Raw genomic sequence first — 21,797 nt, 5'->3', positions numbered from 1 at the left:
TTTTTTGCTTTTGGGTTCCTGGTCAAGGGTAATGTGCTGCATGGCGATCTCCTTTGACAAAAAGGATCGCCACAACTTCTGCAAGTCACAAATCCATCACGTTATTGATTCTCACAACGCTGCCGCTCAAACTAGAAACGGGCATCCAAGACCCTAGAGTTCCTACATTTTTTGATGTGCCAGTGGACAAACCTAAGGAGTTTCGTGCATTGATTGCACCAAGGGGGTGCGGATGACAGAGTCAGCAAACTTTGGCTTTTTGGGAGCACACGATAATCGCCTCATGGTGTTGGGCGGCTTTGCCGAACGCTATTTTCGCGACGATCCGTCGACATCCATCGTAAAGCTCAGGCAGTTCGCCGAACTGATGTCGAAGCTGATTGCCGCACACCATGCGGTCTATCGCAATGAGCGCGAAACATTCGACGAAATTCTTCGACGACTTTCTTACGAGAGGATTATTCCGCGTGAAGTCGCCGACGTTTTCCATGCCTTGAGGAAGAGCGGCAACGCAGCTGTCCATGAAGCCAGCGGAACACATGCCGCCGCGCTTTCTTCTCTGAAATTCGCGCGGTCACTAGGCATTTGGTTTCACAGAACTTACGGAAACCAGGCGGATTTCAACCCAGGACCTTTCGTTCCCCCTCCAGAACCGGCAGACGCCACAATAGCGCTTCGTGAGGAAATCGAGGCGCTACGACGAAGGGTCGAGGAAACAGAAAATGCAGCAGGCGTCGCACACCGCAAGGCGGAAGCCGAGGCGCTTGCGCGAGAGACTGCGGAGGAAAGACTAAAGCGTGAGGCCGAAGAGCGCTCCCTATGGGAGCGACTAGCGCAAGAGACTGAGGGAGAAAAAGCCGAATTGGCGGCCAAGCTCGCACGGTTGCAAACTTTAGCCGAGACTGCACCGCGCGAGGAAGTTCGGGAGCTTGCCGAGCGCGCTGAAGTCGAAGCTTCCAAAATCGATCTTGATGAAAGCGATACCCGTGCCCTTATCGATCAACAAATGCGTGATCGCGGTTGGGAAGTTGACACCAAAGAACTGCGGTACAGCAAGGGAAGCCGCCCTGCCAAAGGACGTAACCTGGCGATAGCAGAATGGCCAACTGAACACGGTCCCGCCGATTATGCGCTTTTTGTCGGTACCACACTGATTGGCGTCGTCGAAGCGAAGCGGAGGCGCAAGAATATTTCCGCAGCGATAGATCAGGCAGAGCGCTATTCGGTCGGAATTAAAGGGAGCGCTGATTACTCATTAGGTGGCGGTCCATGGGGAGAACATAGGGTTCCTTTCGTTTTCGCCGCGAACGGGCGCTCATACCTGAAGCAAATTGAGACGGAAAGTGGCATTTGGTTTCGGGACACAAGACGGACAGCTAATCATCGGCGCGCACTCGTAGATTGGCCAACGCCAAATGGGCTTTCTGGTCTGCTCGAAGTCGATCAGGATCAAGCGAATGCCGCTCTCAAAAGCCAACCGTTCGAGTTCGGCTTCCCGCTGCGGCACTACCAGGAAAGCGCCATCAAGGCAGTTGAGAAGGCCATCGCGGGAGATAGGCAGTCAATGCTGGTTGCAATGGCGACGGGCACCGGCAAGACCAAGCTCGCGATTGCCATGCTCTATCGCATGCTTACTGCAAAGCGCTTCCGTCGCATTTGCTTTGTGGTAGATCGGAGCGCTCTTGGTCACCAAACCGAGGGAGAGTTTTCGACAACCAAAGTCGTGTCGGGAAAGACGTTTGCCGAGATTTTCGGCCTCAAGGGGCTTGAGGACGTGTCACCTGACCTCGAAACCAAAGTCCACATTTGCACCATTCAGGGGCTCGTAAAGCGAGTTCTATATGCAGCCGACAATGGGGAAACACCGCCCATCGATCAATACGATCTGATGGTCATAGACGAGTGTCATCGTGGCTATCTGCTCGACCGGGAAATGTCGGATGCCGAATTGAGCTTCCGTGGACAAGATGACTATGTCTCAAAGTATCGGAGGGTGCTCGAATATTTCGATGCAGTGAAGATCGGATTGACGGCAACGCCCGCTCTCCACACGACCGAAATCTTCGGTGAGCCGATTTTCAAATATTCATACCGGGAAGCCGTCATCGATGGTTTTCTGATTGATCACGAACCACCCATTCGCATCGAAACGGCGCTTTCCAGATCCGGCATTGGATTTTCGGAAGGGGAGCAGGTTGAATACATCGCGCCGGAGACTGGAGAGGTAAACACTGCGACTTTGCCCGACGAGATTCATTTCGAAGTCGAGCAATTTAACAGGCAGGTGATAACCCCGGAATTCAACCGTGTCGTCGCGGAAGAGTTGGCAAGACATATTGATCCGGCTTTGCCTGGCAAGACATTGATCTTCGCGGCAACGGACGCACATGCGGACATTGTTGTGGATGCAATCAAGAAGGCATTCGCTGCCACCTATGGCGAAATAGATGATGCAGCCGTCAGAAAGATTACCGGCAGCGTGGACAAAGTGCAGACGCTCATTCGATCCTTTCGGAATGACGCCAACCCAAAGATTGCGGTCACAGTCGATCTGCTGACTACGGGCATAGATGTCCCAAAAATCACCAATCTTGTCTTCCTGCGTCGGGTCAACAGCCGCATTCTCTACGAACAGATGATCGGACGCGCGACACGTCAATGCCCAGAGATCGAAAAGGATGTCTTCCGCATTTTCGATGCGGTTGACCTTTACCCGCATCTACAAAACCTAACGGATATGAAGCCGGTCGTAATTAATCCATCGATCAGCTTCGAACAACTCGTCCGCGAGTTCTTGGCTACGAGCGATCAGTCGCACCAGATGGCGATCTCTCAGCAAATGGCCGTGAAGTTGCGGCGGCGTTTGAAGAAGCTGCCAGATGAGGCACGGCAACGGTTTGAAGCGGTGGCTGGCGAAAGGCCTGAGGCCATGCTCTCTCGCCTGCTCGATGGTGACGTGGTCGAACTTGGCCAATGGCTTAAAGAGCGATCCGCAGTTGGTCCAATTCTCGATTGGCAATCAGACGGCGAGAATCCACGCTTTCTTCCCATCTCGCACCACGCGGACGAAGTTGTCGCTGTCACACGCGGATACGGCGACGCTACAAAACCGGAAGATTTTCTGGACAGTTTCTCCGCCTTCATCCGGGACAATATCAACACGATTGCCGCTTTGAAACTCGTCGTACAACGGCCCCGAGACCTGACCCGCGCCGATCTCAAAGAGCTGAGAATGGCACTCGATCAGAAGGGCTATTCCGAAGCCAACCTAAAGCGCGCCTGGGCAGACGCGAAGAACGAGGACATTGCCGCGTCGATCATCGGTTTCGTCCGACAGGCGGCTCTTGGCGACCCTTTGGTGCCTTACGAAGAGCGGGTGAAATCGGCTATGCGTGCGATCTTGGTGAATCGTTCATGGACAGACCCTCAACGTCGTTGGCTGAAGCGCATCGGCGATCAGATAGAAAAAGAAATCGTTGTGGATCGGGAAGCTATGGACAGAGAGCCCTTCGTTGCAGATGGAGGCTTCCAACGGTTAAACAAGGTCTTCGGTGGCGAACTCGAAAGCATATTAGCTCTCATGAATGAAGAACTTTGGAGGGCAGCATGACGGCGTTTTTGCTGGGGCTACTCACTAACCTATACGATTTCGTGGGTGCGTTGCTTTCCCCGAAAAAAATACATCAACACATTGAGACAGCGCTTACTTCTTGGCCACTTGCAGTCGTGATTATCGGCCTCGCCTTCCGAAAACAGTTGGCAAAAACCATCTCAACAATGCGCAGCCTTAGCTATAAGGATGGCTCGCGAGAACTTATCGCAAATTGGGGTGAAGGCGTGCAAGAACTGAAAGAGTTTGAGCGCGCTACTGAGGCGGAAAATCCGCTGCCCGAGGCCACGTCAAACAGCGACTTCGATAGACTCATGGCTTTGGCTAAAGTTAATCGTCGATCTGCGATTATTGAAGCATGGCTTTCTCTTGAGGAAGCAGCGCGAGAGCTAGTTGAGCCCTATTACCAAGGGACGAAACCCCTTAGCGGTGGCCTCTCTCTTGAGAGGTTGCTTTGGAAGCAGGAGCTAATTGGACCTGGTGAAAGAGAACTGTTCTACAGGCTGAGGACACTACGGAACGAGGCGAGTCACCTCAAGAGCTTCGACATTACGGAAGATGAGGCAGCAGCTTACATTGACTCAGCACTGTCCCTCACAACCCGTTTTAGATACATGAAAGACCATCAATGACCACCACAACCGATATCGTCGCCAAGCTCTGGGGGCTCTGCAATGTGTTGCGGGACGATGGCGTCACCTATAATGAATATGTGACCGAGCTCACATTCCTGCTGTTCCTGAAAATGTTGGAAGAGACGGGACGGGAAAGTCGGCTGCCGGAGGGCTATCGCTGGGGTATTCTGGCGAAGCGTGAAGGCATGGAGCAGCTGGACTATTACAAGGCAATGCTGCTGCAACTTGGCAAGGCAAAGGATGGTTTGGTCAGCGCCATTTTCACCGATGCGCAAACACGGCTCAGGAAGCCCACCAATCTGAAGGCCCTGACCTCGAATATCGATCAGCTCGATTGGTTCTCTGCGCGCGAGGAAGGGCTTGGCAATCTCTACGAAGGCCTTCTCGAAAAGAATGCGAGCGACAAGAAGTCCGGCGCGGGTCAGTATTTCACGCCGCGCCCTCTAATCGATTGCATCGTGCGTCTGATGAAACCGCAGCCGGGCGAAGTGGTACAAGACCCTGCCGCCGGAACTGCCGGTTTCCTGGTCGCAGCCGATCACTACATCAAGAACCAGACGGACGATCTTTACACCCTCCCCGAGGCGCAGGCCTTCTTCCAGCGACACAACGCTTTCGTAGGTGGCGAACTTGTGCCAGACGCTCACCGCCTGTGCCTCATGAACATGCTACTACATGGAATTGAAGGCGGCGTGGAGAACATCGATACCTTGTCGCCCGATGGCGAAACTATACCGAAAGCCAATCTGGTTTTGACGAACCCGCCATTCGGCACGAAAAAGGGCGGCGGTCGGCCAACGCGCACGGATTTTTCCATCACGGCTGACACATCGAACAAGCAGCTCGCATTTGTCGAACATATCGTTCGGGCGCTGAAGCCTGAGGGTCGGGCTGCCGTGGTCTTGCCGGACAACGTTCTGTTCGAAGACAATACCGGTCGGCGACTGCGTACCTGGCTTATGGATTTGTGCAATCTGCATACGATATTGCGCCTGCCGACCGGCATCTTCTATGCCCAGGGCGTGAAGACGAATGTTCTCTTCTTCCAGCGCGGCAAAACCGACAAGGGCAATACGAAAGCCGTCTGGGTTTACGACATGCGCGCCAATATGCCCGCCTTCGGCAAGACGCGCCCTTTAACCGTGGCTGATTTCGAAGATTTTGAGAAAGTCTTCGGAGATGGCCCTAACGGGAATGCGAAACGGCAAGACCTGGGCGAAGAGTCCCGTTGGCGCTGCTTCACGCGACAGCAGATCACTGATCGTAACGACAACCTCGACATCACCTGGCTCCGCGATACTGAAGCCGAGGCTGAGGAGCAACTGACAGAACCGGAGGATATCGCAGCAGCGATCATTGGCCACCTGAAGGCCGCGCTGGAGGAAATAGAAGCTCTTTCGGATGAGCTTGATCCGGACAGCGTCGACGAAGCGGCGGCGGTGGCGGAGGCTGCTGAATGAGCGAGGAACTGAACGCATTTGGCAGAACGATCCAGCTCTTTCTTGTCGATGGCACACCTAACGGACTGATGATTGCGACACTGCATGGTTGGACAGGGGCGCTTGCCGTTTGCCGTCAATCGACCTTCGATAAGCTGTTGAAACGCTCTGAGCTTGACCGAACTGGCGTCTACATTCTCTACGGCCCTGACCCCGACAATCCGCTGAAGATGCGCGCTTATATCGGCGAAGCGGACAGTGTTAAAGACAGGATCAACGCCAGCGCGAACAACCATGCCTTTTGGGAGACCGCCGTCGCCATCACCACGTCGGACGACGCACTTACCAAAGGACATATACGCTACTTGGAAGCGCGCCTAATCGAATTGGCCAATGAAGCTGGGCGTGTAACCCTTGCCAACACGCAGCAGCCTGGTGCGGAAAAGCGCCGTTTGCCGGAAGCTGACAAGGCCAACATGGAAGCTTTTTTGGCAAACATAAAAACGGTCCTGCCCGTTGTCGGTCTGGACCTTCTGAAGCCTAAGCCCAAATACATCACGCCGAGTTTTGGCCAGGTTCGAACACCGACTGTTACCGATAGAACATCGCCCTCAACGCCGGAGCCACAGTTTGAAATTCGCCACCGATCCGGTGTGAGCGCAACGGCCATTGAGGATGGCGGAGAGTTCGTCGTTTTGGAAGGCTCCCAAGCGCTCAAGGATACCGGCTATGTGCAACAGAGCTACGGCGAACTGAAATGCGATCTGCTGAAACAAGGTGTGCTAGGCGAAAGTCCCAATCCTGAGCGCTACGTCTTCAAATCATCCTTTGCCTTTAAGAGTCCGTCTGCTGCAGCTGCCGTGATTCTCGACCGCAATTCGAATGGTCGAACCGAATGGAAGGTCAAAGGCCAGAAGATGACCTACCACGAGTGGCAGGAAAGAAAATCCGAGCGCCCGGAGGCTGTCGAATGACCCAGTTACCGCATGGTTGGACGCGTCTGCATCTTGGCGAAATTGCCGCTCGAACAAAGACAATGGTCCCGTCCAAGAATCCCGATATCGTTTATGAACTTTATAGTGTGCCTTCATTCTCCGATGGCATGGCAGAGCAAGCTCGGAGCGATACGATTAAGTCGGCTAAGCAAGTTGTTCAGACTGATGATGTCTTACTTTGCAAGATTGTGCCGCACCTAAATCGAGTTTGGGTCGTGGGAAAGAAATCGGGTGCTCCACAGATCGCTTCTGGTGAGTGGATTGTGTACCGAAACGATGAATGCGATCCCCACTATCTACGTTACTGCCTGACAGAAACGACTTTTCGTGATCAGTTCATGCGGACCGTTTCCGGCGTGGGGGGCTCACTAATGAGGGCAAGACCCTCAGAGGTAAGCGAAATCGCAATTCCTCTAGCGCCCCTGCCCGAGCAAAAGCGGATCGTGGCAAAGATCGATAGCCTTTCCGGAAAATCCAAACGCGCCCGCGACCACCTTGAGCACATTCCCCGTCTTGTTGAAAAGTACAAACAGGCAGTGTTGGCAGCAGCTTTTCGAGGTGATTTGACGCGGGAATGGCGTGATCTGCACAGTATCTCTTCTTCCGCTCAAGATTTCATAAAAAACATACAGTTAAAAGCTAGAGAGGTTATTCTATCTCCTCAATATAAGCGCGACCAAAAAACAGCGTTCCATATTTTTGATGACGCGATTCGCGCAGATTTAAGTGCCCAAAGTGATGTAAATCCGCTTCCGCAGCACTGGGCATGGTCCACCATAGGGGGAGTATTCGCTGTTTATATCGGCGCTACCCCTAGCAGAAAGGAAAAAAGCTATTGGCATGGAGATGTGCCGTGGGTGAGCAGTGGTGAGGTCGCTTTTTGTCGTATTAAACGAGCCAAAGAGCTGATCACGGAGGCCGGATTATTAAACACATCCACGCGATTGCATCCGCAGGGCACGGTGCTTCTGGGAATGATTGGTGAAGGCAAAACACGAGGTCAAGCTGCGATACTGGACATAGAGGCTTGCAATAACCAAAACTGCGCCGCAATCCGCGTTTCGGAATCTCAATACAGTTCAGAATATATCTATTATTATCTCCAGTACGCCTATGAGAAAAATAGAAACATTGGGGCAGGAAACAATCAACCAGCGCTCAACAAGGAGCGGGTTCAGCATCTTTTCGTGCCAATTGCACCTGCGGAAGAGGCATCTGAAATCGCGAGAATTTTGGAAACCGCTTTCGCCTGGATTGACCGACTGGCCTCTGAGGCAACTAGCGCCCGCAGATTAATAGGCAAACTTGATCAGGAGGTCCTCGCAAAAGCCTTTCGCGGAGACTTGGTGCCACAACACCTGGACGACGAACCGGCGACAAAGCTTCTCGAACGAATTGCCAATGAACGCGCGGCCGCGCCGAAAGCTAAGCGTGGCCGGATGCGAAAGGCATGAAGGTCTATATCGCCAATTTTGGGCGGGAGAACTACGCTTGGTCGGACTGCCTGAAACGCGGCACAATCGCCACCATGAACGATGCGGCGGTTCATGGCTTCTGGGAAGCTGGCGACCGGGACGGTTATATCAATTTCTGCCTCAGCAACAGCAAGACTGCGGCGGGCAAAACACCCACGCGGCAGACGGCGTCGCGTTGGTTCAACCTGATGACGACGATTGTAGAAAGCGGTGGCGACATATGGTTTCACCGCGAAAAGGAACAGCTTTGGTGGACGACATCTGGCTCGGAGGCGGCGGTTTTTGAACCGCTGAGAGAGCCTGTTGGCGTCCAAGGCGACGTGATTATCTCCCACAAAGCCTGTGATCCATGGTCGAACCAAAACCGACTGGGCAATCGGCTGGAATGGGCCGGGCTGCACCCGAAGGCTCAAGAGTTTCTTTTCACAGAAGGCACGCTCCAGCAATTGACGCCGGATAACGCAGAGTATGCGTTGGCCCTTATTCAGGGTGACGATCTCAACCCATGGCATTCGCGGCCTGAATGGCGCACAAAAGTGGAACGCCGACGCAAGAATCCAGGGATCAGTTTCAACGCCCGCCAAAAGGCGATCTGGCGAATGGCGGCCACAGCTAAAGGCACAGTCAATTTCTCGAACGGGCAGACGATACAGCGCACGGTCAAGAACAAGGACCTTCTGATTCCGGAAAGCGAGTTGATGCCGTTCCTTGCCGCCCTTTTGGCCGAGCAAGACGGGCGATGCGCCATCACCGACTTGCCGCTTCAATACGATGGAGACGAAGACGACCCTGAAATGCTCTGCTCCCTCGACCGTATCGACAGCAACGGGCATTACGAAAAGGACAATCTCCAGATCGTCTGCCGGTTCGTCAACCGCTGGAAGAGCGACGGCAAAGACTCAGAATTTCGTCGATTGATCGAGGTGGTACGGGGCGTTTGAAATCGTCAAACTATTGCACCCACCCATGCGGAAATGGGGCGTGCCAAAAGGTGCCCGGGCTGAACATAATATTCGACAGTTGACAACTCCGAATCCGACCCCAAATTGTTGACGCGAGATCGTCTAACCATTTGGTGAACAATCGTTTTTCGACGTAGGTCCTGCTCATCCAGGTTCCCCAGCCACTTTCCTTATTACAATTCAACAACGTAGCTTCATGTCGACAGTGTTGGGAATACCCCCACGCTGCACCCCCACCAGGCGCCATTGGCGATGTCGAACGTCCTCCGGCGCGAAGCCGATTCTTTCTTCTTCCGGCGGCGTGTCCCCGCCCCTCTCTCGGCTCGCCTCGGACAGACCGAGATATACCGGTCCTTAAAGACCAGCGTGCGAAGAACAGCCAGAGCGCGGGCCGCGCACCTGTTCATTGCCACGGAGAAGCTATTCCGGATGCTGGAAGAAGAAGAAGACGAATTCCCTTTGACTGACGACGACATCCGGGTTGCCGTGCGCAGATGGCTAGACGGGCCACCCTGGAAGCAACGCCTCAAGATAATCGACGAGATGTCGCCCGGCGAGCTCAGAGTGAATCATGAATCCCTACCGAATACGCTCCTGAGGATGAGCGCCGATGAAGGCGTCTCTTACTGTGACAACCTCGGTCAGGAAGCGAACGCCGCTCTGGAGCATTCAGAATATTTCGACGTTCGAAGTGGCGACCGTCTCCGCAGGACGGCGGCAGCGCTTCAGGATCAACTACGCGAATATGTTGATCGTCGAATGGAAACCGTCTTCGGACAAGAGAACAAAATTGACGATGCAGCCGGGGTGATCGTTTGGCTCGACTACACCGATCCAAACGAAATCCAACACCAAATCCGAGAGTTTCAAGATCTTATAGATAAGCTGAGAGTAGGCGACATCGTCCGGGTTACAGTCAATGCTCACTTCTCCGAATACGCGGATCCCGTTCCAAAGGGCCAACCCCAACCCAAAAAAACTGAAAAACAGCAGAAGACGTTTCAGAAGCTGCAGTCGAAGATTGGGGACTACCTTCCGTCCGATGCGTCAGCGGCCGACATGACCCCACCAGGGTTGACCCTTTTGCTTTCGAGATCATTTGGCAGTGCTGTGCACAAGGCATTCCAGCCGACGAGTGCCAACACTTTCAAGCCGCTTTCCGTTACACGGTATGCAGACGGTCTTCAAATGCTCACGATGACTGGAGCAGTGATAAAAAAAACCGAAGAACAAGCGTTGACCTCAGCTCTCGATCTTAAGCAATGGCCGTTCGCATCAAAAGACTGGTCGACTATTCACCACCTCGTTGTGCCCGCGCTCACGCTTCGAGAACGTCTTTTCCTAGAAAGGGAAGTCGGAGGGAGGCCAGGCAGGATCGGAAAAAAATTAAGATTTTTTTCCACTGCGGACGTAAGCATTAAGGATTTTCTCAAAAGTTATAAAGATTACTATAGATTCTATCCGACCTTGTTGTCGGCGGACGTTTGACCACTAAGTTGATCTAAGCTTTTACAGACCGCGTCGGCGGCGACGGTAAGATCGTCAATGATCGATTTCCCAGAGACGCGAACGGTAGAAATACCGAACTCGGCAAGCTGCCTGTCGATTTTGGCATCTCGCTCTACCTGCTTTCCCTTCCCATGGTGGCGGCCGTCACAAAATACGGCCAACCGCTGATCTGGGAAATAGAGGTCGATTTCGGTAAGAAGCTGCAGTTCGTGCCTGGTTTCGACATCTGCATAGGAATCGTACAGTGACGGGTAGGTTCGTCCGTCGGGAAAGACTAGCTGCTGAAGTTGCGGCTTGAGGCCGCGGAAGAGGAGCTCCTGATACAGGAATAGCTCGATCGGAGTCTGCACGCCCCATATTCTGCGAGCTTCTACACGCTTGAAAGGCTGGTAGATGGTCTTGATCCGGTTGCGGAGGAAGCGTTTGCGTGATGTCTCGTCCGGAAGGAACCGGTCTACCTCCGATACGTCGTTTCGATCGTATTCGGTTCTGAGGTAGTACATTCCAACGGCCACTCCCAGTTCGTCGACGTAGCCCTTGCCGCCCTTCATTTCGAGAATCGTCTCGGCTCTCGAAAAAGCGGACCACTCTCCGACAAAGGGATCGAAGCCACTATAGCACCAGTCGGCTTCCACGAATGCCGCACCGCCCCGGTGCGCTTTCACGGAATCGATATCAACCGTCGTCACAATTCCACGTTTGGACATAGGGATTGCAGAAATCGCATATGGTACGCCTTCGAGCGCATCTTCAGTGTCCGAAATTGTAGCGAGACTCATGACTAGGAGGATCGGTTGGAACTTCGCTTCAATCGACCGGAAGTGCTTGACCTCTGCCTCAGACGGGTCGTCATACATCAGTCCGCCCGCTAGTTCGGCCATCTTTCTCGTGATCGGCTGGACGCCGCCCAGAGGCATAAGGCTGGCATTTACGAGTTCCGGCAGGCAGTCCCAGGAAAGTGAGAATGGTTTCGTCGGCAGCTTACGATACCCGGGACGATTTTCTAGCGCTGCGGGTCGGTCCTTGATCATTTTTTCGCGCTCGCGAACTCCTTCACGGGGAGCATATCTCTTCCTTGGTCGAGAGCATCTACGATGCTTTTCGCTCTGCTGTCATACTGCACGATCAGATCCTGCAAAAGTTGATGGTAGCTCACGACATCCGATACCAGCTCCTTGTCCGGGGCCTCAAAACGCATCATCACGTTGGCCAACTTGATCAGATCCGCTTCCATTTCGTCAATCAGCATCTTGGCGTTGCAGAGGGTGGTAACGACAGAGGGGTGTATATGGTCGACCTTCGTCAGCATCGTCTGCAATGCCAACGAGGAACTCGAAGCTCTCTGACGCCAAGACCGAAGGCTACGGCCGTCGATCAACTCTTCTGGGTTTGTCAGTTCGAAGGCAGTGATATGGGCATCGTACTGTGCCTGGACGACAACAAAGCGCGCATGCCAGGCAGCTTCCTCCGCCTGATCGCGCCGCCAACGCCTTGCACGACGGACATCGCCTCGGGCGATCCATGCCGCGGCGGCAATTGCCAGTATGGAACCAGAAGCCTGTGCCCATGCTGCGGAGTTCGCGTCCAAGCCGGAAGAGCGGACGTTGATCACGGATGCCCACGCGGTGGCGGCAATTAGGGCTAAGGCAATGGCCACGAATATCGCTTCGCCGACGTGTCTTTGAACCGCTCTCAGCATGAGACGCTCGCCTCCATTCTCCTAGGTCATTTCCATGGAGCTCCGCAAAGTTTTTTACTCCATCGTTCGGTTTTTCGAAATATGGCGATCGTTATGTCAACAATATTGACACCCCCACAGATAGCCCTCACATTGCTGACGCGACATCGAGCAATTCATTTAAATTGCTAGGGAATCAAGAGCCTCCGTCCTGCTCCAGGTTCCCCAGCCTCTTTACTTGTTACAATTCAATACCTTATCCTCATGTCGCCAGCGCTGGGAATACCCCCACGCTGCACCCCACAAGGTGCCTTTGGCGGCGTCAAACTTCCTCCGGCGCGAAGCCGATTCCTTCTTCTTCCGGTGGCGCGTGCCCACTTCTCTTCGAACTCGCCTTGGCCTGACCGAGATATACCGGTCCTTAAAGACCACCGTGCGAAGACCAGCCCGAGCGCGAGCGGCGAACCTGTTCATTGCCACGGAAAAACTATTCCGGATGCTGGAAGAAGACGACGACGAATTTCCTTTGACGGATGACCACATCCGGGTCGCGGTGCGCAGGTGGCTTGACACGAGCGCCTCGAAGCAACGCCTCAAGATCGTGGAAGACATGTCACCGGAGGCCTCCGGGCATACCATTAATCCTTGCCGAACACGCTCCTCAACATGAGCGCGGATGACGGCATCTTTTATGGCGACAATCTCAGTCAGGAAGCGAACGCAGCACTGGACCATTCAGAATACTTCGACGTTCGAAGTGGCGACCGTCTTTGAAGGACGGCGGCTGCGCTCCAGGATCAACTACGCGAATATGTCGATCGCCGTATGTAGGCTGTGTTGGGGCAGGAAACCGTTGCCGCTACTTCCGTGCAGCCCGTAGCAGCTTTCATGCCGATCTCGGCGGCCGCCAAAAATACGTGGGCGACGGCGAGCATTCGGGTTTCTCGATCGCGATGCCGGCGCCGACCGACGGGAATCGTTATGAGGCCGAGACTGATGGCCGCCAGATGGGCTCCGGTGGTGATTCCGGCCTGACGCAGGATGGAAGCACAATACAGCCGGCTAAGCCAAGGAGCGTGCTGAAGAACGGAAAGCTCGTTCCACGCACCGAGGGCAACGATGGCCTGCAGCATCGCCGGAAGGTTTTCCGCCTGGCCCAGCACGCCGCGCCATTCGTCCAGCCGCTCGTCCTCGCCCCAGTCGAGATCATAGACCAGCGGATCGCTCGGAGCACCGCTGGGCTGTTTGGCTCGTTCGATCGTGGCTTCAGAGCGCGCTAGGATCGCATCGATGGCGGCATAGTCGACGCCGGGCAGATCTTTTGCGTCATCACCATTCTCCACCCTCGCCTTCCTAATCTATCGTGGCGACGCGCCGGGTGATCGCAGCCTCAGCCTCGCCCGTGACGGGAGAGGCAGTCTCCGATGTCCGCCGGAGCGTCCGCAGGCCCTAAAAGCAGGTAATTCTCGCTGAAACTTTTCCTGGTCTCAGCTCAAAAGCTGGCACATCCGCCGCTGGACATTGTGCAACGCACAAATTTCGGAGGAATAGTTATGAAATTCGGATTTTTAGATACAGATCATCCGAAATTATTCGGTTAAAACTCTCCCAACTCAAGGAGAGACACCATGACGGACACGACATCAGAATTTGATGGGTCAACGATTGGCCTGGAGGCCGCAGAGGAACCCGCATGGACCGCCGCAACCTGGTTTGCGGTTCTTTCGATGGCAGCCACCAGCTTTGCATTGGTGTCGGCCGAGTTTCTGCCAGCGGGATTGTTGACGCCCATGGCGCGCGATCTTGGCATTACAGAGGGCACGGCGGGACAGGTCGTCACGGCGACCGCTTCCGTGGGCGCTGTAACGGCTTTGCTCAGCAATGTTCTCATCGGCAAACTGAACCGCAAGACCGTGCTTGTCGGTCTTAGCGCGCTGGCGATTGGCTCCAACATTCTCGCGTCAGTTGCTGCCGATTTCTGGCTTTTGCTGGTGGGCCGGGCCGGACTGGGTATTGCGCTCAGCGGTTTCTGGGCACTTTCGGTTGCTGTCGTGGCGCGGTTGGTCGGCGCGAATTCGACCGGGCGCGGCATGGCTATCGTCACCCTTGGCGTTTCGCTCGCCACCATTGCGGCTCCCTCCATGGGCGCCTTGATCAGCGACTGGGTGGGATGGCGCATTGCCATGTCGATGACGGCGGGGCTTGCCGTCATTGCTATGCTGCTGCAGATATTCAGCCTGCCCTCGCTGCCGGCAAATACAAGCAACAGTCTTTCCGATGTTTTCCGGCTGACGCGGCGGCGCAGCGTTCAGCTGGGGATGCTGGCCATCCTGTTGCTGATGACGGGGCATTTTGCCGGTTCGGTCTATGTGCGTCCCTTCCTCGAACAGGTGACGCTGCTTGAGACCACGCCGATTGCTCTCGCCCTCCTCGGCTTTGGCGTCGCTTCCGTGATCGGTAACGTGCTGGGAGGCCGCATGGCAGACACCAGCATCCGCCTCGCGCTCATCGTTACCGCCGCCCTGATGGCATTTGCGACGATTGCCCTCGTCCTATGGGGTGTTCATAGCGCTGCCGCATTCGGGCTCGTCGCTCTTTGGGGTCTTGCCTTTGGCATGGCGCCCGTGGTGCTGCCGACCAACCTTTCCCGCGGCGCACCCGATGCGCTGGAGGCGGCAGGCAGCCTGATGGTTGTTTCTTTCCAGGTGGCTATCAGTATCGGGGCGGTTGTCGGCGGCTATATCGTGGATTCCTACGGTGCCACTGCGCCGCTGGCGCTGACCGCGATCCTGGCGGCATCCACGGTCGCACTTGCCTTGCTGCAGCGTCGCGATTGACCCTGTCCGTGACGGCAGATACCTAAAACGAAAGTCCCGCCCGGAATTTAGTCCGGGCAGGACATTTGTGAAAAGCCGATTTTTCTTGCCGTCGCTCTGATTACTTGCGGTAGGAAAGACCACCCCAGATACGGCCTTCGTCTCTGTGTCGGCCACCGTGCACTGCGCCGATATAAGCAGCGGCGGCAGAAACGAGCGCGGAAGCGGCCAGAAGGAACGCGGTCAGAATGCCTGCGACGCGCGCTTTTTCTGCGGCATCCGCAGCTTTGGCCTTGGCATCGTCCAACGCCTTCTGCGCCTCAGCTTTCACGGTCTCTACCTGCTTCTGCGCTTCATCGACCTTCTTCTGCGCTTCCGCCCTGACGGCCTGCACGCGTTCAACCGTCTGGTTTACGCGCGTTTGCGCATCCGTCTGGCTGATGTTTGTGCGGGCAGCGACCTGGTTGGCAAGCCATGTTTTATCGGCATCGGATATCTCACCGGTTGCAAGCAGATTGCCGAGGATGCCGCTGATCTGGCGCTGATAATCGCCGGCGCTCTGGTCACCCGTCAGAGGGGCGGCGGGCGCATCGGTTCTCAAAAGACTATCCGTGAAATAGTCGATTGGATTGGCTTTCAGGCCCTGCGGAAGCATCTGCTCGATGCTGGGCGCTGCAGCCTGACCGGCGCCTTGCGCCAGACCACCGGCCGCACTGCCAGCTCCGGAAATAATGCCACCCGCCAGTTGGCCAGCACCCTGAACGGCGCCGCCGACTGCGGAACCCGTTGCCTCAACAGCGGTCTGCGCCACGCTGCCGACAGCCTTGGCACCACCGGACAGCACGCCGAGCGCTAAAAACGCCGAGACGACCGTGCCGAGACCCCATACCACCAGGCCATTCACACCATCGCGGACGGTCAGTTCGTTCCTATCGGCAGCGCCGGCAGGCCGACGCATGCGGCCGGAAATATAGCCACCCAGCATGTAGGAGCCGACCATGGAAATGATGACGAAGAGCGCGGTTATGATGAGCCAAACTGTGCTGACCTCGCCACCATTGTCCGCCGAGATTGAACTCAGGCCCAGGCCGCCCGCAAATGCGGTGAGAATAGCCATGGCGCCCGAGGAAATGACGGCACCGGCGAAAATCGCTGGCCAATCCACATAGCTGCGGTTTGGATTCGTTTCGATACCCGTTGGATCAACCATCAGCGTAGCCCCAACAATGAGAGGATGAACAGGACGACGACGACGAGGCCGACTAGATAGATGATGGAATTCATGCGATCTCCTCCGAATGGACGATCAATCCTCCGCGTAGCGGCGATTATATGCAGTGAGACATGCGAGCTGATTGCTCCTTCACCAAACTCGCCGCGCTCCAAAAAGTTTCACGACTTCTCGTTGCTTCGGAATGATTTTGCGCAATTCCGCCGGCGAGGTGACGAAAGAAATGTGCTCGTGGTCGCCAAAGAGACGTCGCCGAACGCAGGCAAGCAGCATGACCAGCCAGACACAAGCCACCCGAACCAGATTGCGACCGAAGGAGATATACCATGTCTGCAATCGATCGAATTGGCTCCACCGCCTCGCTTTACATACGCCCGCGGCCACAGGACGTTCCCCAAGCCGTGCCGAATACCACACCCGAACGGTCGGCATCGTTGATCGGAGGGGGCGCCGCGCCTTCGCTCTCCTCCAATCTTGCCAACGCACTCTGGTCGCTCCGGGAGCAAGAGGGCGGAATAGAAGAGACGCCGCTTGAGGGCGGCGGCACAGGCTCGGATGAGGACGAGCTTAGCCGCTGGGCAAATATGAGCCTTGGCGAGAAAATCCGGGCCCAATACCTGGAGGCGCGGGGATTGTCCGAAGGCGACCTTGCCGCCATGCCACCCGACGAGAGGAAGGCAATAGAGGACGAGATCCAGAAAGCGATAAAGTTCGCGATGGAGGCTCCAAAAGACGATGACGTGAGCGTGCTCGCCGACCTTTAAGCGTGACATGCCTCCGGGGGCACTGCGCACTGCTACGATCTGATACATAAATGCGGGTTTCAGGAAACATGCCGGATACCTGCAGGGCAGATCATTGCCTGATCTATTTCGGATCAGGCAGGATATCCCATGAAGAGGCAGATTTTCTTCGCCGTCGCCCTATCGGGTGCGGCAGCAGGTTTTGGAACCGTTTATTCGAACTCAGCGGACACGCCGCCGGAACTTGCTTCTCCCATCTATGGTGTCACGCTTCCTGAAGGATATCGTGACTGGAAGTTCATCGCGCCCGCGCAGGAAGCGCCGCCGCTGGACGAGCTTCGCGCTGTTCTGGCAAACGATGTCGCCGTCGACGCCTACAAGAGCGGAACCCTGCCCTTTCCCGACGGCTCGATACTGGTGAAGCTCGCTTATAAGCGGCAGCAATCCACGGAGTTTCCGCCGGCCACGATTCCGGGCGCGGCGACCACAGTGCAGGTGATGGTGAAAGACTCCAGGAAATATGCCGCCAGCCACGGCTGGGGCTTCGGGCGGTTTGTCAACGGCAAGCCGGTGGATGCCGCCCAGCATGAGACGTGCCTCTCCTGCCACGAGGGCAACGTCAAGGACCATGATTTCGTCTTCACGCGATATGCACCGTAACCGATGCCGGGGCTCGGGCGATTTCGCTTTCACGACTGTTCGCCGAACGGCGGCCTCTACACTCGATTACAAATTCACCGAAGCCCCGACACATCAGGGATACGTGAGGCCGGGAAATTGGCGCCATCACCGGGTCGCCTTCGCCGCCCGGAGTCGCGAATTCCTGCCTGAAAGGACAAGATGATGACGTTTCTGGTCATTGCCTATCTCGGAGGGGCGCTGACAATTCTCAGCCCCTGTATCCTGCCCATCCTTCCCTTCGTTTTTGCGCGGGCCGGGCAACCGTTCCTGCGCAGCACGCTGCCCCTGCTTACGGGAATGGCGGCAACCTTTTGCGCCGCCGCGACGCTGGCCGCGGTGGGCGGCAGCTGGGCAATCAGCGCCAATGAATATGGCCGGCTCGCGGCTCTTGCGCTGCTTGCGGTCTTCGGCGTCGGGCTGGTCTCGCCCCGTGCGGCCAGCATCATCACCCGTCCGGTCGTCGAACTCGGCAACCGGCTCGCCAATGCCGCCGGCAAGCCCGGGGCAATGCCGACGGTTGCGGGCTCCCTGATGCTCGGCATCGCCACCGGCCTTTTATGGGCGCCCTGCGCCGGACCGATCCTCGGGCTCGTGCTGACGGGTGCGGCCCTGAAGGGGGCCAATCTGGAAACCAGCCTGCTGCTTGCCGCCTATGCCGCCGGGGCTGCGACCTCCCTTGCCGTCGCCATCCTCGTCGGCGGCAGGGTATTTGCAGCCATGAAGCGGTCTCTGGGTTTCAGCGAGCGGATTCGGCAGGTGCTTGGCGCGGCGGTGCTTGCCGGCGTCGCGGTCATCGCGCTCGGGCTGGATACGGGTTTCCTGTCGCAGATTTCCTATGCGAGCACGGCATCCTTCGAACAACAGGTGCTCGATCGGCTCCACACCGCCAAAGCGCCTGAAGCGGCAACGGCGGCAGGCGGCAGCGCAGCCGCGGCCCGGTCGGAGCTGCCGGTTGAGGGCAAGGCCCCATCCCTCGATGGCGCCGTCCAGTGGCTCAACTCCCCGCCGCTCACGCGGGAGCAATTGCGTGGCAAGGTGGTGCTCATCGACTTCTGGACCTATTCCTGCATCAACTGCATCCGCACCATTCCCTATGTGCGTGCCTGGGCGGACAAATACCGGGATCAGGGCCTCGTCGTCATCGGCGTTCACGCCCCCGAATTCGCCTTTGAAAAGAAGATCGACAATGTCAGACAGGCCGTCGCCGGCTTCAAGATCGATTACCCGGTGGCAATCGACAATGACTACAGGATCTGGCGCGCCTTTGATAACAGCTATTGGCCGGCGCATTACCTGATCGATGCCAGGGGCCAGATCCGTTACCACCATTTCGGCGAGGGCAATTACCGGCAGACCGAAGAGGCGATCCAGGACCTGCTGCGCGAGGCCGGCAGCAGCGCCTCCGCCAGCGCGCCGGTGAGCCCGGAGGCGAAAGGAGCCGAAGCCGGTGCGGATATCGGGCACATGCGCTCGGGCGAAACCTATATAGGCTACCGGCAGGCTCGCAGCTTCGCATCCAACGAGGCGATGCGTGCAGACACGCCGCGCGACTACTCCGTCAAGACGCCTTCCCTCAACGAATGGGGACTTTCCGGCGCCTGGACGGTTGGCGCGGAGGCGGCAACACTTGATGCGGCTGATGGCGGCATCACCTATCGCTTCAGCGCCCGTGACCTGCATCTGGTCCTTGGGCCGGATGCAGCCGGAAAACCGGTTCGTTTCCAGGTCACCATCGACGGGCATCCGCCGGGTGCGGATCATGGCGCCGACACGGATGCCGAGGGCAATGGCGTCGTCACCTCAACCCGTCTTTACCAGCTCGTCCGCCAGTCCGGCGCCGTCGAAGCGAGAACCTTTGCCATCCGCTTCCTCGACCCCGGCGTGCAGGCCTATGCCTTCACTTTCGGCTGACCCGGATTTTCCTCCCGTTCCCATCAAAACCAAAGGAGAAATATGATGCACCATCGTCTCATGCCAAAATTCGCGCTTGCCGTCGCAACCGCGCTGATCGCCTTTGCCGCACAGGCGGCAGAGGTGAAGAATATCGTCATCGTCCATGGCGCGCTGGCCGATGGTTCGGCCTGGCGCAGGGCGACAGACATCCTTGAGAGCCGTGGTTTCAACGTCACGATCGTGCAGGAGCCCATCACCTCTCTTGCCGATGACGTGGCGGCCACCAACCGTGTTCTCGATCTCCAGCAGGGGCCGAGCCTGCTTGTCGGGCACAGCTACAGCGGGATGGTGATCTCGGAAGCGGGTAACCGGCCGGATGTGGCCGGGCTGGTCTATGTCGCCGCCTTCCAGCCGGAGAAGGGAGAGAGCCTTCTCGACCTCGCCGGCTCGAAACCACCGGCCGGGAACGGCATCAAGCCGACGAAGGATGGCGCATTCCTTTATCTCAATCCCGCCGTCTTTGGACAAGATTTCGCCGGCGATCTGCCGCGTGAGGACGCGGCCTTCATGGCAAGAAGTCAGGTCTTCGCCGCCAAGGCCGCCTTTGCCGCCAAAGCCGGCGAGCCCGCCTGGAAAACCAAGAAAAGCTGGTCGATTGTCGCAACGCAGGACCGCTCGATCAACCCCGATCTCGAGCGCGACATGGCCAAGCGCGCCGGCAGTGCGGTGACCGAGATTGCGGCAAGCCATGCGGTCTTCGCCTCCCAGCCCGAAAAGGTAGCAGACGTCATCGAACAGGCCGCCCGGCAATCCGCGAAATAAACCGCGCTCGCCTCGAAACCCAACACAGCCGCCCCAGACACCGGGGCGGCTGATTGCGTCCGGAGGGCTGACCGAATGTATCAGTCTGTATCCGGAATGCCCCCTGCTACAAAACCATTCACATTCGTCCCCCTTGGGACACATCGAGGATACACGCACCGCGTTACCTGCCCGCATCCAACATGGACAGGAGAGACAGCAATGAATTCCGAGATCAATTTCCAGCGCCGCCGCTTCTTCGGCATTGCCGCAATGACAGTTGCCGCCGTCGAATTCGGGGCCGCAGGCCTTGCTCATGCCAAGGGCGAAGCGCCTTCGCCTCAGCCGTCAACCGGACGCGACGGAGCCACCTCCTTTGGCGCCCTGAAGCAGGTTGAAGCGGGCGTACTCAGCGTCGGTTATGCAGAAGCCGGCCCTGCAGACGGCCCGGTCGTGCTGCTGCTGCACGGATGGCCTTATGACATCTACAGCTATGTCGATGTCGCACCCATCCTTGCATCGGCTGGATATCGGGTACTCATCCCCTATCTGCGCGGATATGGCACGACCCGTTTTCTCTCGGACGACACCGCACGCAACGGACAGCAGGCGGCGCTTGCGGTCGACATGATCGCCTTTCTCGACGCGCTCGGCGTCAAGCAGGCCGTCGTGGCCGGTTATGACTGGGGCGCTCGCACCGCCGACATCATGGCCGCACTCTGGCCCGAACGTTGCACCGGGCTCGTATCGGTCAGCGGCTATCTTATCGGCAGCCAGGAGATCAACAGGAAGCCGCTTCCGCCCAAGGCGGAACTCTCCTGGTGGTATCAGTTCTATTTCGCGACGGAACGCGGCCGTGCGGGCTATGCCGCCAACACCCGCGACTTCGTGCGCCTGATCTGGCAGACGGCATCTCCGACCTGGAAATTCAGCGACGAGACCTTCAATCGTTCGGCCCCCGCATTCGACAATCCCGACCATGTGGCCATCACCATCCATAACTACCGCTGGCGGCTTGCACTGGCAGACGGGGAAGCCAAGTACGATAATTACGAGCGCCAGCTTGCGAAACTTCCCGTCATCACCGTGCCGACGATAACGCTGGAAGGCGACGCCAACGGCGCGCCGCATCCGGATCCTTCCGCCTATGCATCGAAGTTTTCCGGCAAATACCAGCACCGCAACATCAGCGGCGGCATCGGCCATAACCTGCCTCAGGAAGCGCCAGAGGCTTTTGCCAGGGCTGTTCTGGACGTCGCAAAGCTTTAAACTTGCCGAAGCCCGCGAACCGTTGTCTTACTGCATGTGACAGCGGGGCGCGCGGTAGCG

General features: G+C 56.9%; 17 protein-coding genes and 2 pseudogenes. 15 read left to right on the top strand and 4 right to left on the bottom strand.

Annotated features, from left to right (window positions below):
- The first annotated feature begins 232 nt into the window (after positions 1 to 232).
- The 8 genes and pseudogenes from hsdR to QRN60_RS22665 all read left to right on the top strand — a co-directional run bounded on the left by hsdR (position 233) and on the right by QRN60_RS22665 (position 10,604).
- Positions 233 to 3,610, top strand: coding sequence for a type I restriction-modification system endonuclease (hsdR, locus tag QRN60_RS22695; RefSeq protein ID WP_129567392.1), 3,378 nt, complete (start codon positions 233 to 235; stop codon positions 3,608 to 3,610).
- A complete protein-coding gene (locus QRN60_RS22690; protein WP_129567391.1) occupies positions 3,607 to 4,242 on the top strand; it encodes a hypothetical protein in 636 nt (211 codons plus the stop codon). The genes hsdR and QRN60_RS22690 overlap by 4 nt, the downstream gene beginning before the upstream one ends.
- On the top strand, positions 4,239 to 5,705 hold the full coding sequence (locus QRN60_RS22685; RefSeq protein ID WP_129567390.1) for a class I SAM-dependent DNA methyltransferase: 1,467 nt from the start codon (positions 4,239 to 4,241) through the stop codon (positions 5,703 to 5,705). The genes QRN60_RS22690 and QRN60_RS22685 overlap by 4 nt, the downstream gene beginning before the upstream one ends.
- Entirely contained in the window at positions 5,702 to 6,658 is a 957-nt protein-coding gene (locus tag QRN60_RS22680; protein WP_129567389.1) for a GIY-YIG nuclease family protein, read from the top strand. The genes QRN60_RS22685 and QRN60_RS22680 overlap by 4 nt, the downstream gene beginning before the upstream one ends.
- On the top strand, positions 6,655 to 8,133 hold the full coding sequence (locus tag QRN60_RS22675) for a restriction endonuclease subunit S (protein ID WP_165001891.1): 1,479 nt from the start codon (positions 6,655 to 6,657) through the stop codon (positions 8,131 to 8,133). The genes QRN60_RS22680 and QRN60_RS22675 overlap by 4 nt, the downstream gene beginning before the upstream one ends.
- On the top strand, positions 8,130 to 9,095 hold the full coding sequence (locus tag QRN60_RS22670) for a hypothetical protein (RefSeq protein WP_129567387.1): 966 nt from the start codon (positions 8,130 to 8,132) through the stop codon (positions 9,093 to 9,095). The genes QRN60_RS22675 and QRN60_RS22670 overlap by 4 nt, the downstream gene beginning before the upstream one ends.
- A gap of 273 nt (positions 9,096 to 9,368) precedes the next feature.
- Positions 9,369 to 9,542 (top strand): annotated as a pseudogene (locus QRN60_RS26560) (DUF6538 domain-containing protein); the annotation flags it as partial.
- 3 nt (positions 9,543 to 9,545) lie between these two features.
- Positions 9,546 to 10,604, top strand: coding sequence for an O-methyltransferase (locus tag QRN60_RS22665; RefSeq protein ID WP_129567386.1), 1,059 nt, complete (start codon positions 9,546 to 9,548; stop codon positions 10,602 to 10,604).
- On the opposite strand, the gene QRN60_RS22660 is transcribed toward QRN60_RS22665, so the two are convergent.
- Entirely contained in the window at positions 10,574 to 11,656 is a 1,083-nt protein-coding gene (locus tag QRN60_RS22660) for an endonuclease domain-containing protein (RefSeq protein WP_129567385.1), read from the bottom strand. The genes QRN60_RS22665 and QRN60_RS22660 overlap by 31 nt on opposite strands.
- Positions 11,653 to 12,324, bottom strand: a complete 672-nt coding sequence (locus QRN60_RS22655; protein WP_129567384.1) for a hypothetical protein — start codon at positions 12,322 to 12,324, stop codon at positions 11,653 to 11,655. The genes QRN60_RS22660 and QRN60_RS22655 overlap by 4 nt, the downstream gene beginning before the upstream one ends.
- A 286-nt stretch (positions 12,325 to 12,610) precedes the next feature.
- On the opposite strand from QRN60_RS22655, the gene QRN60_RS26555 reads away from it, so the two are divergent.
- Entirely contained in the window at positions 12,611 to 12,973 is a 363-nt protein-coding gene (locus tag QRN60_RS26555) for a DUF6538 domain-containing protein (protein ID WP_350225283.1), read from the top strand.
- 214 nt (positions 12,974 to 13,187) lie between these two features.
- Here QRN60_RS26555 and QRN60_RS22650 read toward each other — a convergent pair.
- A pseudogene (locus QRN60_RS22650) lies at positions 13,188 to 13,752 on the bottom strand (DUF1612 domain-containing protein); the annotation flags it as partial.
- A 179-nt stretch (positions 13,753 to 13,931) separates the two neighbouring features.
- On the opposite strand from QRN60_RS22650, the gene QRN60_RS22645 reads away from it, so the two are divergent.
- Complete coding sequence (locus tag QRN60_RS22645) at positions 13,932 to 15,140, top strand: MFS transporter (protein WP_129567383.1); 1,209 nt, start codon at positions 13,932 to 13,934, stop codon at positions 15,138 to 15,140.
- Between the two features lie 100 nt (positions 15,141 to 15,240).
- On the opposite strand, the gene QRN60_RS22640 is transcribed toward QRN60_RS22645, so the two are convergent.
- On the bottom strand, positions 15,241 to 16,329 hold the full coding sequence (locus QRN60_RS22640) for a hypothetical protein (RefSeq protein WP_129567382.1): 1,089 nt from the start codon (positions 16,327 to 16,329) through the stop codon (positions 15,241 to 15,243).
- A gap of 347 nt (positions 16,330 to 16,676) precedes the next feature.
- Between QRN60_RS22640 and QRN60_RS22635 the strand changes: the two genes are divergently transcribed.
- From QRN60_RS22635 to QRN60_RS22615, 5 genes are all read left to right on the top strand, one after another.
- On the top strand, positions 16,677 to 17,114 hold the full coding sequence (locus tag QRN60_RS22635) for a hypothetical protein (protein ID WP_060726454.1): 438 nt from the start codon (positions 16,677 to 16,679) through the stop codon (positions 17,112 to 17,114).
- 129 nt (positions 17,115 to 17,243) lie between these two features.
- Entirely contained in the window at positions 17,244 to 17,753 is a 510-nt protein-coding gene (locus QRN60_RS22630; RefSeq protein WP_060726455.1) for a cytochrome P460 family protein, read from the top strand.
- A gap of 180 nt (positions 17,754 to 17,933) precedes the next feature.
- Positions 17,934 to 19,685 (top strand): cytochrome c biogenesis protein DipZ, encoded by a 1,752-nt coding sequence (locus tag QRN60_RS22625; protein ID WP_112295811.1) that lies wholly within the window; start codon positions 17,934 to 17,936, stop codon positions 19,683 to 19,685.
- 45 nt (positions 19,686 to 19,730) lie between these two features.
- Positions 19,731 to 20,489 (top strand): alpha/beta fold hydrolase, encoded by a 759-nt coding sequence (locus tag QRN60_RS22620; RefSeq protein ID WP_099086985.1) that lies wholly within the window; start codon positions 19,731 to 19,733, stop codon positions 20,487 to 20,489.
- A 201-nt stretch (positions 20,490 to 20,690) separates the two neighbouring features.
- Entirely contained in the window at positions 20,691 to 21,737 is a 1,047-nt protein-coding gene (locus QRN60_RS22615; protein WP_078053572.1) for an alpha/beta fold hydrolase, read from the top strand.
- The last annotated feature ends 60 nt before the right edge of the window (positions 21,738 to 21,797 follow it).

The organism is Agrobacterium sp. CFBP2214 (assembly GCF_030209895.1).
Classification (GTDB): domain Bacteria; phylum Pseudomonadota; class Alphaproteobacteria; order Rhizobiales; family Rhizobiaceae; genus Agrobacterium; species Agrobacterium radiobacter.
This window is presented reverse-complemented; position numbering and strand designations above follow the sequence as displayed.